14 protein-coding genes are annotated in these 13,705 nt (G+C 40.5%); 10 read left to right on the top strand and 4 right to left on the bottom strand.

Features of this window, described 5'->3' with window-relative positions; all coding sequences use genetic code 11:
* The first annotated feature begins 138 nt into the window (after positions 1-138).
* Both ACNURT_RS07540 and ACNURT_RS07535 read left to right on the top strand, forming a co-directional pair.
* The gene (locus ACNURT_RS07540; protein WP_419701211.1) at positions 139-1,209 is read left to right on the top strand and encodes a sensor histidine kinase; all 1,071 of its coding nucleotides are present in this window, start codon (positions 139-141) and stop codon (positions 1,207-1,209) included.
* Positions 1,206-1,928 (top strand): LytR/AlgR family response regulator transcription factor, encoded by a 723-nt coding sequence (locus ACNURT_RS07535; RefSeq protein ID WP_419701210.1) that lies wholly within the window; start codon positions 1,206-1,208, stop codon positions 1,926-1,928. The genes ACNURT_RS07540 and ACNURT_RS07535 overlap by 4 nt, the downstream gene beginning before the upstream one ends.
* A 71-nt stretch (positions 1,929-1,999) precedes the next feature.
* Here the strand turns inward: ACNURT_RS07535 and ACNURT_RS07530 are convergent, their stop codons facing one another.
* Positions 2,000-2,533: a hypothetical protein gene (locus ACNURT_RS07530; RefSeq protein WP_419701209.1), complete on the bottom strand. Its 534-nt coding sequence runs from the start codon at positions 2,531-2,533 to the stop codon at positions 2,000-2,002.
* 83 nt (positions 2,534-2,616) lie between these two features.
* Positions 2,617-2,985, bottom strand: a complete 369-nt coding sequence (locus ACNURT_RS07525; protein WP_419701208.1) for a hypothetical protein — start codon at positions 2,983-2,985, stop codon at positions 2,617-2,619.
* Between the two features lie 218 nt (positions 2,986-3,203).
* On the opposite strand from ACNURT_RS07525, the gene ACNURT_RS07520 reads away from it, so the two are divergent.
* The 6 genes from ACNURT_RS07520 (at position 3,204) to miaA (ending at position 9,022) form a co-directional block, all read left to right on the top strand.
* Positions 3,204-4,019: a 2,3,4,5-tetrahydropyridine-2,6-dicarboxylate N-succinyltransferase gene (locus tag ACNURT_RS07520; protein WP_076374254.1), complete on the top strand. Its 816-nt coding sequence runs from the start codon at positions 3,204-3,206 to the stop codon at positions 4,017-4,019.
* 36 nt (positions 4,020-4,055) lie between these two features.
* Positions 4,056-5,042, top strand: coding sequence for a glycosyltransferase family 9 protein (locus ACNURT_RS07515; RefSeq protein ID WP_419701207.1), 987 nt, complete (start codon positions 4,056-4,058; stop codon positions 5,040-5,042).
* 71 nt (positions 5,043-5,113) lie between these two features.
* Positions 5,114-5,680 carry an L-threonylcarbamoyladenylate synthase gene (locus ACNURT_RS07510; RefSeq protein ID WP_419701206.1) on the top strand — a complete coding sequence of 189 codons (567 nt, stop codon included), beginning with the start codon at positions 5,114-5,116 and terminating at the stop codon, positions 5,678-5,680.
* Between the two features lie 207 nt (positions 5,681-5,887).
* The gene (locus tag ACNURT_RS07505; protein ID WP_419701205.1) at positions 5,888-7,306 is read left to right on the top strand and encodes a CCA tRNA nucleotidyltransferase; all 1,419 of its coding nucleotides are present in this window, start codon (positions 5,888-5,890) and stop codon (positions 7,304-7,306) included.
* A gap of 34 nt (positions 7,307-7,340) precedes the next feature.
* On the top strand, positions 7,341-8,000 hold the full coding sequence (locus ACNURT_RS07500; protein WP_370999286.1) for an IS1096 element passenger TnpR family protein: 660 nt from the start codon (positions 7,341-7,343) through the stop codon (positions 7,998-8,000).
* 104 nt (positions 8,001-8,104) lie between these two features.
* Positions 8,105-9,022, top strand: a complete 918-nt coding sequence (gene miaA / locus ACNURT_RS07495; protein ID WP_419701204.1) for a tRNA (adenosine(37)-N6)-dimethylallyltransferase MiaA — start codon at positions 8,105-8,107, stop codon at positions 9,020-9,022.
* Here miaA and rfbA read toward each other — a convergent pair.
* A complete protein-coding gene (gene rfbA / locus ACNURT_RS07490) occupies positions 9,017-9,877 on the bottom strand; it encodes a glucose-1-phosphate thymidylyltransferase RfbA (protein ID WP_419701203.1) in 861 nt (286 codons plus the stop codon). The genes miaA and rfbA overlap by 6 nt on opposite strands.
* A gap of 333 nt (positions 9,878-10,210) precedes the next feature.
* Here rfbA and cysD point away from each other — a divergent pair, with 333 nt between their 5' ends.
* Together cysD and cysN are read left to right on the top strand one after the other, a co-directional pair.
* Positions 10,211-11,116: a sulfate adenylyltransferase subunit CysD gene (gene cysD, locus ACNURT_RS07485; RefSeq protein WP_172336407.1), complete on the top strand. Its 906-nt coding sequence runs from the start codon at positions 10,211-10,213 to the stop codon at positions 11,114-11,116.
* Positions 11,117-11,204: 88 nt separating this feature from the next.
* A complete protein-coding gene (cysN, locus tag ACNURT_RS07480) occupies positions 11,205-12,449 on the top strand; it encodes a sulfate adenylyltransferase subunit CysN (RefSeq protein WP_419701202.1) in 1,245 nt (414 codons plus the stop codon).
* A gap of 362 nt (positions 12,450-12,811) precedes the next feature.
* Here cysN and rfbD read toward each other — a convergent pair whose 3' ends face one another.
* Positions 12,812-13,678, bottom strand: coding sequence for a dTDP-4-dehydrorhamnose reductase (gene rfbD / locus ACNURT_RS07475; protein WP_419701201.1), 867 nt, complete (start codon positions 13,676-13,678; stop codon positions 12,812-12,814).
* Positions 13,679-13,705: the final 27 nt, after the last annotated feature.

Below are 13,705 nucleotides of genomic sequence, written 5' to 3'. Positions count from 1 at the left end.
AAAATGGAGTGTAAAGAAAATTTAGATGGGCATTAATAAAATTATTAAAGTAACATTTGGTATAATAATTTACACATTTGGTATAAACAAAATTTACACCCCGTTTAAAATGTTTATTTTTAAAAGATCAGACATCCAATGAAACCTGAAACCGACACAAAGGAATTAAATAATGATATGCTGATTCAATTTTTAAGCAGCGCAAAATATAGAGTTTACAGGCATATCGCACTGATCTTATTTCTCGGAGTTATCTTTTCAAGCACCAGGGATACCTTTATTGAACCGGTTAACACCTATTTAAAAATTACCTTCTTTCTTATCCTGATGTTGTTGTTTTATATCAACATGTATATATTGATCCCCCGTTATGTATACAATGCCAGTTACGTAAAATACTTTATTTGGGTAATTGTACTATTTGTTGTGGCTTTGTTATTTTTTGTATCCGGAAGATACCTGATCAATCCTTATTTTAAATTTCATTATAAGGCCAGCAACGAAAGCCCCAGTGTGCTGCTCTTTACTTTTATTACGCTGATATTCCTGATCCTGATAGCTGCCTCTGCCGCTATTAAATTATTTCAGCACTCCATTGTAGTTAACCAGCGGATCAATGATCTGGAAACTGTTACCATACAGGCCGAACTGGAACAATTAAAAAACCAGATCAATCCGCATTTTTTATTTAACATGCTGAATAATGTTAATGTGTTAACACAAACCAATCCCGAAAAGGCCTCGCAGGTGGTGATGAAATTAAGCGACCTGCTTCGTTACCAGCTTTATGACAGTACCCGAAACAAAGTTTTGCTCACCGCGGAGATCCGTTTTCTGGAAGATTTTTTGAACCTGGAAAAAATACGGCGTGACAATTTTGAGTTTATCATGTCACGTGAGGGAGACATCAGTGGTGTACAGGTATCCCCCTCGCTTTTTATTACCTTTGTTGAAAATGCGGTGAAACACAACATGGATGCCGAAAACACATCCTATATTCATGTATTTTTTAAAGTAAATCATAACGAGATCAATTTTATTTGTATCAATTCAAAACCCCGGCTGGAAATGATCCGCAATAATGGTAATGGTGGCTTGGGGCTGGGAAATGTAAAGCGGAGATTGGAATTGCTTTATCACGAAAAGCATTTTTTCAGGATCCAGGATGATAAAGATAAATTTCGTGTAGACTTAAAGATTATCTTATGAATTGTATCATTGTAGATGATGAACCCTTAGCACGGGAGGCCATTCAGTTATTTATCAACAAAACCCCTAATCTACAATTACTTAATAGTTTTGGAAGCGCCAATGCTGCGGCAAAATTTATTAATGAGACCGCGGTCGATCTGATTTTTCTGGATATTCAAATGCCAGGCATCGGCGGAATGGAGTTTGCTAAAATGATACCAGCAAAAACCTTACTTGTCTTCACCACCGCTTATGCAGAATATGCCTTAGAAGGTTTTGAGGTTGAAGCTATTGATTACCTGATTAAACCCATACGGTATGAACGCTTTTTGAAAGCGGTGAATAGGGCACAGTTTTACCAGGATATTTTAAAAGCCGATCATTCGAACAACAAAATTGAGAATGTAGCGGAGGACTACTTTTTTGTTAAAGCCGACCGGAAATATATTAAGATCTATTTTAAAGACATTCTGTTTATAGAGGGCCTTAAAGATTATGTAGTGATGCAAACCGATGATCAAAAGATCATAACGGCCATGAATATTAAAACCATTCATGAACAACTGCCCCAAAACCTTTTTGCCCGTATCAGCAAATCTTATATCATCAACATTAATCAAATAACCGCTTTTGATAATAACACGGTGAACATACGCAAGTATGAAATATCCATTGGCAATGCTTACCGCACTTACTTTTTTGATGAATTTGTGACCAAGAAAATATTAAGCAGGTAAAGCCTGATGCTTTAGCAGTAATATCCATTAGCCTATTTTTCCTTAGGAAATAGGTTACTTATGTAAATAAGTTATTCTAAGATCAAGTCTTTGTAGTATTCGTTTAATGGTGTATCACCAAAAGAAAACACATCTGTATCTGTTTTGATAATTTTCAAGAATACCCTACGAATTAAGTCGTCCATCTTCTCGGAAAGCTCTTTCAATTGATTAAAAGTTGAAGTTTTCGATGGCAGCTTCTGACCGTGAACGTATTTTGACCTAACATCATAAGCACTTTTTATTAATTCAAATATTGCCTTTTTAGTGTGATTCTCATCATTAATAAAAAAAGCCACCCTTTCACAAACTTTATGAGTGATTTCAATTGCATCGGTACTAAACATACATTCCAGACACATTATATAATTTGACACCTTGGATTGAATGGCGTGGGTTCCTCTCGCCTCGCTTAGAAACATATAAGCTCTGTTCAATCGGCTTAACTCATTGTAAGGAAAAAACCTTATCGGGTTAATATTAGAAAACCGAGACTGAATATCTTCTGGAATTTGAGGAATCTCATCAACCACTTTTAAAAAGTGTTTGCCTACTGAAATATTCAAATCCCAAGCTTTCTTTGCTTCCTCTACCGTAAATGTAGTTTTGGAAGGGAAACCTGATGAATCGTATACAGAATTCCTACTGGCTAAAGTATAGAAGTGTTATTTTCCAAATCTTTACAGTAAAAATTATTTATAACTATTGAATTATCCTTAACAAACCATAACAAATTAAATAAGAAATTCAGTTTGCTATGAAACTGATTTAGAAACTCTGGAATGGTTTTAAATTTTGAATTAGATTCTGCTTCATCAAAGTCACCCATATAATACAGAAAAGTACCATTGAAAAATTCGGACAATCCACTTTCACCAATATATGTATCAAAACCTTCACCCTCAGTTATTGCTTCGAAATCGGAATTATGATTTGTAAAGACAAACTTTATCAACTCAATTGAGGTATTAGGTTCTAATTGTAAATTTTCTATCGGTGCTATAATTTTATATTTCATAACTAATAGCTATAAAATTAAAAAATTATACCGGTATCATTGATTGCGAATGACGTTTCTAATCTTATCAAGCTTGTTGAGTATTTTTTCCTGCTTAGTCTTAACTTCTGTAGCTTCAGCCTAATTAAACCGCGTTTTAAAAGGTTAGCGACTAATCGCCTAATTTCAAGCAATTCTCCCTAAAATTCCTTTAATTTGCCAAAAGTTTAATTTTACCAATGCAAGATCTTAAAAAACTGATTGAAGATGCCTGGGAAGACAGGAATCTGCTGAATTATAATGAATATACCACTGCCATAGAAACCGTTATTGAACGGTTAGACAAAGGCGAGATCCGTGTGGCCGAACCGATTGGTTCACGCTGGCATGTGAACGAGTGGATCAAAAAAGCAGTAGTGCTGTATTTCCCTACCCGTCAGATGGAAGAAATTAAAGTTGGCCCTTTTGTTTTTCATGACAAAATGAAACTGAAGACCAATTATAAAGCTGCCGGTGTACGCGTGGTTCCTCATGGTATTGCCCGTTATGGCGCATACCTGGCAAAAGGTGTTATCATGATGCCATCGTACGTAAACATTGGCGCTTATGTTGATGAAGGTACTATGGTTGATACCTGGGCTACCGTAGGTTCATGCGCACAGATAGGCAAGCATGTACACTTAAGCGGTGGTGTAGGTATTGGCGGTGTATTGGAGCCATTACAGGCTGCCCCGGTTATTATTGAAGATAACTGTTTCCTTGGATCACGCGCTATTGTGGTTGAAGGCGTACATGTAGAACATGAGGCCGTATTAGGTGCCAACGTAGTTTTAACCGCGTCGACCAAAATTATTGATGTAACCGGCTCAACCCCGGTAGAATATAAAGGCCGCGTACCGGCGCGTTCGGTAGTTATTCCTGGTTCATATACCAAAAAGTTCCCTGCAGGCGATTTCCAGGTACCTTGTGCCTTGATCATCGGTACCCGCAAGGAATCAACTGACAAAAAAACATCATTGAACGACGCGTTAAGGGAAAATAACGTAGCGGTTTAATTTAGATGGGAGATGTTATATCCCATATCTCAAAAAATGAAGATACTGATAAGGCTGCCCAACTGGCTTGGCGATGTGGTGATGAGCACCGCATTTGTTAACGCGGTTGGTCAGCTTTATCCTGATGCTCAGATCGACGTAATCATTAAAAAAGAGCTCAGTAATATTGCCCCGCTTATACCAGGCTTAACCCGCATCTATCCCTTTTCAAAGCAGGAGTTCAGTGGCCTCAACGGTGTTTATCGTTTTGGTAAAAATCTAAAATCCGAAAAATACGACCTCTTTTTTAGTTTGCCCCAATCCCTTTCATCATTAGTGATGGCCTGGGCTACCAGAGCAAAAAAACGGGTAGGTTTTGGCAAGGAAGGCGGCTTTTTTTTATTGACCAGTTCTCTCAAAAAACCTGCTAACCTGCACCGGGTTGACGAATATGTATCCTTATTGGAGCAATTTACCGGTAAAACAATAACCGATAAACAGGTAAAATTAAATGTTCCCATAACATCACCCAAGCAAAATAACCGCGTGCTGATCAATTTTAATTCCGAAGCATCCTCACGCAGGATGCCGCTGGATAAAGGACAAGCGCTGCTGAATCAATTAACCGCCGTTTTTCCGGGCGTTACTTTTGGATTGATCGGCTCGCCCAAGGAGGCAGACTTTGTACGTCAGCTTATTGCGGGTTCTGACAACCAGGAAAGACTGGAAAACTATGCCGGCAAAACTGACTTGCCAGGTTTATGCAGCCTGATGGCGCAAAGCGCAGCCATATTAACCACCGATTCAGGTCCGGCTCATTTGGCCAACAGTGTAGGCACACCCGTTATTGTATTGTTTGGTGCCGGCAATGAGCATAACACGGCTCCATATAACAAACAAAATTTAACCGTACTGCGTTATGGTAAACTAACTTGCGAACCTTGTGTGCGCAATACCTGCAAGCTTTATGGCGTTCCGCGTTGTATGGAACTGCTGGATGAATTGCAAATTATAAACGCGTTAAATCAAGAGTCAAGATATTAGCATCAAGAAGAAAAAATATTTAACTATTTTCTTGACTCTTGGTTCTTGATTCTAATAAAAATATACCAACCATGCTTAAAGACGAAGTTGCCAAAGCACTTAAAATAGTACAGGAAGGCGGCATTATCCTGTACCCTACCGATACTATCTGGGGTATTGGCTGCGATGCCACCAATACCGAAGCCGTGCAAAAGATCTATCGCCTGAAACAGCGCGATGAAGCCAAAAGCATGATCATTTTGCTGGATACCGAAAACAAGCTGGAAAGCTATGTACAGGAGGTTAATGCCCTGGCTTATGACCTGATCGAATACGCCGAAAGCCCCTTGACCCTGGTTATGCCGGGTGCCAAAAATATTTCACCGGCTTTAATAGCGCCCGATGGCAGTATAGGTATCCGCGTTACCAGTCACCAGTTTTGCCAGCAGTTGATACAGCGATTGCGCAAACCTTTGGTGTCAACCTCAGCCAATATCAGCGGTAAGCCATCCCCGCAATATTTTTCACAGATCGATCAGGAGATCATTGATGGTGTTGATTATGTAGTTGATATTGATCAGCATAGCAAAGAGATCAAAAATCCATCAACCATTATGAAACTGGCTCCCGATGGCCGGTTTGAGTTTATACGCAGGTAGAAGAGAGAGTCAAGAGGTAAGAGCCAGGAATCAAGAAAAATAACTACGCCTTTTTGTGTCTTGACTCTTGACTCTTGGCTCTTGACTCTTGATTCTTTTTTTCTGATTTAGAATTTAGGTTTTAGAATTTAGAGTTTAAAAATTACCATTACCTTTGACCTTCGTTTTAGAATTTAGGTTTTAGAACTCAGAATTTTATTAAGCTACATGAAAGCCCACCTTCAGCATCCTGTATTTTCAATCATATCAAAACTTGCGGCACAGCATAATCTGCAGGTTTATGCTATTGGTGGCTTTGTACGCGATATTTTTCTTAATCGCCCTTCAAAAGATATCGATATTGTTATAATAGGTAATGGTATCGCTTTTGCCGAAGCTGTAGCGGCCAGGCTCAAAGTAAAGGTAGCCGTGTATAAAAACTTTGGCACAGCATCACTTAAATACCAGGACCTGGAAGTGGAATTTGTGGGCGCTCGTAAAGAATCATATCGCCGCGATTCCAGGAAACCTATAGTAGAAGACGGCACATTAGAGGACGATCAAAAACGCCGCGATTTCACCATCAACGCGCTGGCCATTTCTCTTCATCCCGATACTTTTGGCGATCTGCTTGATCCGTTTAACGGTATAGCTGATCTGGAACAGAAACTGATCCGTACGCCGCTTAATCCCAATGAAACCTTTTCTGATGATCCGCTGCGCATGATGCGGGCCATCAGGTTTGCTACACAGCTTAATTTTCGGATAGATGAAATAGCCGTAGAAGCGATCAGGAACAACGCCGACCGCATCAGCATCATATCACAAGAACGTATTACCGACGAACTGAATAAAATCATTTTGTCGCCGGTGCCATCTATCGGATTTAATTATTTATTTGATACCAGCCTGCTGCATAAAATATTCCCGCAGATGGCCAACCTATATGGGGTTGATTATATCGACGGTAAGGGTCATAAAGACAATTTTTATCATACCCTGCAGGTACTGGATAATATTTGCGAAACCACGACAGATCTTTGGCTGCGCTGGGCCGCCATATTACATGACATTGCCAAACCGGCCACCAAACGCTTTGAACCTGGTCACGGCTGGACGTTTCATGGTCATGAGGATCGCGGAGCACGCATGGTACCCAAAATATTTGCCCAGTTAAAATTACCGCTTAACGAAAAAATGAAGCAGGTACAAAAGCTGGTGCAGCTCCATTTACGACCCATTGTATTATCACAGTCTATTGTTACAGATTCGGCGGTTCGCCGATTACTTTTTGAGGCGGGAGATGATATTGAAGGCCTGATGTTGTTGTGTAAAGCAGACATTACCACCAAAAACGAATATAAAGTAAAAAAGTATCGTAACAATTTTGAGCTGGTTCAACAAAAATTAAAAGATGTTGAAGAGCGCGACAGCATCAGAAACTGGCAGCCACCTGTTACAGGTAATGACATTATGCAGCTTTTTGGCCTTAAAGAAGGTCGTGAGGTAGGAATTATCAAAAATCAGATACGTGAAGCCATACTGGAAGGCGAAATTCCAAACACCCGAGAAGCAGCTTTAAATTTCACAATAAGTAAAGGTTTAGAAATTGGCTTAAAAGTTGTAGCAGACACAAAATTGAATTAAAAGATTATTTTTGTTCCCAAAATTCACAAAAACAATGGCACTATACAGGTTCAGGGTAACTTTCGAAGATTATGATGACGTAATGAGAGAGATTGATGTTAAATCAAATCAAACCTTCGAAGATCTCCACCGCGCAATACACCAATCAACCGGCTACAATCCCGAGTTTTCATCTTCTTTTTATATCAGTAATGATCAATGGACAAAGGGTGAAGAAATTACTTATTTGCCTAATCAAAAAAGGATTGACCGTGGCGTATCATTAATGAGCAATGTAAAACTGCTGAGTTTTATTGATGATCCGCATCAAAAATTTTACTATACTTTTAATTTCGACCGCCCTTTTGATTTTCATGTCGAACTGATGAAGATCATTCTTGACGAAACACCGGGTACAACTTATCCTGCCGTTATAAAATCTGTTGGTGAAGCTCCAAAACAATTCGGTAACGTATTTAACCCAACCGTATTGCCGCCTACAAACGAGGATTTCGACTTCCTGAATGAAATGGCTTTTACACCCGAGGATGCAGAAGATTTTTCTGAAGTAACCGATACTGAAGTTGATGATCTGCCCGAAGAAAAACACGAAGCCGAAGAAGAGGAAGAAGATGAGTTTGGCAACGAATTTGCCGACGACGAAGGCTTTGATGAAGAAGATCGTCCGCACCGTGGTGGTGGCGATGATTATTAATTAGTTGCTTCGCAGTTCATGGATCATAGTTAATGGTTCATTGTCAGGTAATACATTTTTTTATAGCCTTGAGAAAATCGGCTATGATCTATGAACCATAAGCTATGATCCCCAAAAACAAAACCCTCATCGTAGTTGCAGGCCCAACAGCTGTGGGTAAAACGGCAGCGGCTATTGAATTGGCCAGACATTACAATACGGTAGTGGTATCTGCCGATTCCAGGCAGTTTTTTAGGGAAATGAGTATAGGTACCGCTAAACCCAATACACAGGAGTTAGCAGCTGTAAAACATTATTTCATTGACTCACATTCTATAACCGAACCATTTTCTGTTGGCGATTTTGAAAAACTGGGGCTTGTTTTGTTGGATAAGCTATTTAAGACACACAATAAAGTGGTTTTGGCCGGAGGTTCTGGTTTATATATTAAGGCGATATGCGAGGGTTTTGATGATCTGCCAACAGCCGATCCTGCTATCAGGGAAAGACTAAACCAGGAACTGGAAGAAAAAGGGATCGGCTATCTTCAACAGCAATTACAATCGGTCGATCCGGTTTATTATAACGAGGTAGATCTGGGTAACCCTCAACGTATCATCAGGGCTTTGGAGGTTTTTGAAAGTTCGGGCAAACCCTTCTCCTCATACCGGCAGGCTACCATAAACAAACGTCCATTTAATATCATTAAACTGGCACTTAACTTGCCCCGTGAGGTATTATACAACCGTATTAACCACCGGGTTGATCTGATGGTACAACAAGGATTATTAACCGAAGCAGAGGCATTGCTCCCTTTCCGTCAGTTTAATGCCCTCAACACCGTAGGCTATACCGAATTGTTTGATTATTTTGATGGTAAAACCAGTCTTGAAAAAGCTATTGAAATGATCAAACAAAATACCAGGCGATTTGCCAAAAGACAACTCACCTGGTTCCGTAAAGACAATACCTTTCACTGGTTCCAGGCCAGCGATGCAAATATACTCGATCAAATGACCGGTACTATTGATACAGTTTTATGATAGCAGGCTTTGCAAGTAAACACCGTAGCCGCTCTTAATATATTTAGCTACCAACACTTTTAACTGTGTATCATCAATAAACCCACGACGGTAAGCAACCTCTTCAATACAACCAATTTTAGTCGACTGGCGTTTTTCAATCACGCGTACATATTCGGTAGCATCGCTTAACGAGTCAAAAGTTCCGGTATCCAGCCAGGCTGTACCTTTATCCATTACCCCTACGTGTAAATTTCCCTGCTCCAGGTAATATTTATTTACATCGGTAATTTCATATTCACCACGCGGCGAAGGCTTAAGATCCTTGGCTATCTGGATAACACTATTGTCATAAAAATACAATCCCGGTACCGCAAATCTGGATTTTGGCGCAGCTGGTTTCTCTTCAATAGATACGGCTTTAAAATCCGCGTCAAACTCCACAACACCATATCTTTCCGGGTCGGCCACATGGTAGGCAAAAATAGCTGCGCCATCAACATCATTAAAGCTGCGTATCAATTCGCTAAAGCCCGTCCCATAAAATATGTTGTCGCCCAGTATTAGCGCAACCTTATCATTGCCAATAAACTTTTCGCCAATTACAAATGCTTGCGCCAGTCCGTTTGGTTTTTCCTGTATAGCATATTCAAATTTACAGCCCAGTTCGGCTCCATCGCCCAACAGGCGTTTAAATCCTTCGTTATCTTCGGGGGTGGTGATGATCAATATCTCCCTGATATCGGCTTGCATTAAAACCGACAAGGGATAATAGATCATGGGCTTATCATAAATCGGCATCAGCTGTTTACTTATTGCCCTGGTAATTGGATAAAGTCTGGTGCCTGATCCTCCCGCTAAAATAATTCCTTTCATTAGATTGATTTGTATTATAGATTTTTAAAAGTAGTTATTTTTTACGCATAACCTATGCGTAGGTTGCCATATATAACATATTTTAACGGTAGAATATTATTATTGCTGTTTAACTTCATTTAGTTTAATATACTAATAACATATCCGTCATATTTCAGGTATATTTAAGAATTTATTTGGGTTTTACCTCTCTTTTCAGGTTTCATGAAAATGGCGTTAATTTTCAGGTTTAAAATAGATTAGATAGCGATAAAATACGCATAATTTGCTAATATTGCAGTTTGATTGCCAAATACTACTATTTAGGTGGATTTAGCGGATTTTCGTTTTAAAATGCATAAATATTATCTTACTCATCTGCAGGAATTAGAATCAGAGGCTATATACGTTATACGCGAAGTTGTAGCCCAGTTTGATCGCCCTGCCATATTGTTCTCCGGCGGAAAAGACTCCATTGTGGTAACTCACCTGGCTCGTAAAGCTTTTTGGCCCGCCAAAATACCTATGCCCCTTATTCATATTGATACCGGGCATAACTTTCCAGAAACTATGGCATTCCGAGATAGCCTGGTGGCAGACCTGGGGGTACAGCTCATTGTTGGATCCGTACAGGAAGCTATTGATAAAGGCCGCGCTGTTGAAGAAAGCGGCATAAACGCCAGCCGTAACGAACTCCAGATAGTTTCCTTATTGGATACGATCGAAAGTCACAAGATCGACGCGGCTATCGGAGGCGCAAGGCGTGACGAGGAAAAAGCACGTTCAAAAGAGCGTTTCTTCTCGCATCGCGATGAGTTTGGCCAGTGGGACCCAAAGAACCAGCGACCAGAGCTTTGGAATATTTTCAATGGCCGTAAACGCATGGGTGAGCATTTCAGGGTGTTCCCGATTAGTAACTGGACCGAAATGGATATCTGGAATTACATCCTGCAGGAAAACATTGCTATCCCTTCCCTTTACTTTGCTCATAACCGCGAAGCCGTTTACCGTGATGGTACCTGGCTTCCGGCATCAGAGTTTTTAGTACTGCGTGATGGCGAAAAAGTGGAGAACAAGCTGATGCGTTTCCGCACACTGGGCGATATCACCATAACCGGTGGCATTGAATCAGACGCGGATACATTGGAAAAAATTGTAGCAGAAGTATCAGCCACCCGCAGCACCGAACGTGGTAACAGAAGCGATGATAAGCGCTCTGATACATCAATGGAAGACAGAAAAAAACAAGGTTATTTTTGATTTCGGACTTCGAATTTTCGATTTTGGAATTTTGTCCGACTCCAAGTTCATGGATTTAGAGTTTAGTATTTAGAGTTTAGTATTTAAAATGGAACTATTACGTTTTACAACAGCCGGCAGTGTAGATGATGGAAAAAGCACGCTTATTGGCCGGTTATTATATGATTCCAAATCGATATTTGAGGATCAGATGGCGGCCGTAAAACAGTCGAGCGAAAGAAAGGGCTTACAGCATATTGATCTCTCTTTACTTACTGATGGTTTACGGTCAGAAAGAGAACAAGGTATTACCATTGATGTTGCCTACCGTTATTTTGCCACCCCTAAACGTAAATTCATCATTGCCGATACCCCGGGGCATATCCAATATACCCGCAACATGGTTACCGGCGCTTCTACGGCTAATTTAGCTTTGGTGCTGATAGATGCCCGCAAAGGTGTTGTAGAGCAAACCTGCAGACACTCTTTCATCGCCTCGCTATTAAAGATTCCTCATATTATTGTATGTATCAATAAAATGGATCTGGTCGACTATTCCGAAGAGGCATTTAACAAGGTAGTTGAACAATACGAAGATTTTGCAGCCAAGATTGATGTTACCGACATTCGTTATGTACCCATCAGCGCGCTGGAAGGCGATAACGTAGTAAACGATTCTGTAAACATGCCATGGTATAAAGGCGAGAGCCTGCTGCATACCCTGGAAACTATCCATATAGGCAGTGATGAGAACCACTCAGATGCCCGCTTCCCGATACAAACAGTAATACGCCCGCACGCGGCCGAATATCACGACTACCGTGGTTATGCTGGCCGGATTGCCGGAGGCATATTTAAGCCGGGCGACAAAATTACCGTTCTGCCATCTGGTTTAACATCATCAATCAGATCTATAGATACCTATTCCGGACCGGTTGAAGAAGCGTTTGCGCCTATGTCTGTATCTATTACGCTGGAAGACGATATTGATATCAGCCGCGGTGATATGATCGTAAAAGACGATAGCGAACCCCAAGTAAGCCAGGACCTGGAAGTTATGCTTTGCTGGATGGGCACTAAAGGGCCACGCCCCGGTGCTAAATACCACTTAAAAACCACTACCCGTGAGGTAATGGCTATTATTAAAGAGGTAAGCTACAAACTGGACATTAATACGATGGAAAAACTGGAAAATGCAGGTGATATCAAAATGAATGAGATGGCCCGCGTACGCCTGCGTACTACCCAGCCCGTTGTATTTGATGAGTATCGTAAAAATCGTATCACCGGCTCATTGATATTGGTTGACGAGGCCACTAACGAAACCGTAGCCGCCGGAACAATACTGGCGTAACTCCCTGAGCTTCTTGATGTGCAGATGTGCAAATTTTGGATATGCAGATGGTTTAGTAAATGGCTTTGTATTTAAAAGATAGGGGTAAGCATAATCCCTTAACAAGCGGACTAATTTGTTATAAACTGGGGTTTACATAATTTTTTCTAAAAAACATAATTAATTGATTATCAATTATATAAATCAATATTAACCATAAAAAGTGTAAAATCATGCAAACCCACTTTTTTAACAAAATGGGGTACCTATTTAGGATTTAAAAAACAAGGCCCTGTTTCTCAAAAGAAACAGGGCCTTGTTTTTGATGGCATTTTTATCTGCACATCTAAAATTTGTCATTTGCACATCGGCAAACTCCCCCTTCAGGGGGCTGGTGGACTAAGTCTTTCTAAACAGGTTATCAGGCTATCCCGCCAGTAAGGTATCTGGATATTAAAAGTAGTTTTGATCTTTGCTTTGTCCATCACAGAAAATGCGGGCCGGGTGGCCCTTGTTGGATATTCGTTGGTGCGTATCGGATACGTTTTCACCTGGGTTCCTGACAGGTCAAATATCCCCTTTGCAAAATCATACCAAGAGGTTACCCCTTCATTGCTGTAATGATAAATTCCAAAACTTTCGCTGCCCGATGTAATGATAGCTAATATGACAGCAGCCAGGTCAATGGCATAAGTAGGCGTTCCTACCTGGTCGGCTATAATTTTGAGCTCATCGCGTTCGGCACCTAATTTGAGCATGGTTTTCACAAAATTATTACCGTATTCAGAGTACAACCAGCTGGTACGTATAATGAAGTGCTGTGGTAATATACCCATAACATCCTGTTCACCTTCCAACTTAGTAAGACCATATATGCTTATAGGATCTGCTAGATCCGTTTCAACAAGCGGATAAGGTTTATCACCCTTAAAAACAAAGTCTGTTGACGTATGAACCAATATAGCACCATATTGCTTACAGGCCTGCGCAAGGTTGGCTGCCCCAGTTTTGTTTATTTTACGGGCCATATCCACGTCATCTTCCGCTTTATCAACAGCAGTATAGGCAGCACAGTTAATGACGTAAGCCGGTCTGTATTGTTCAAATACATTTGATATGGCATCAGTATCCAGGATATTGGCTTCTGCTTCAGGGGGGAAAATGATGGAATTTATGTCCTTTTCGGCCGAAACTTTTTTAAGGCATTGCCCCAGTTGTCCGGAAGCCCCAAAAACCACAATGTTTTGCATAGCTATACTTGTCTAAAAATTGATGTT

The organism is Mucilaginibacter sp. NFX135 (genome assembly GCF_048565145.1).
GTDB lineage: Bacteria > Bacteroidota > Bacteroidia > Sphingobacteriales > Sphingobacteriaceae > Mucilaginibacter.
The sequence above is the reverse complement of the archived record's forward strand: the minus strand, read 5'-3'. Positions and strand labels throughout refer to the sequence as shown.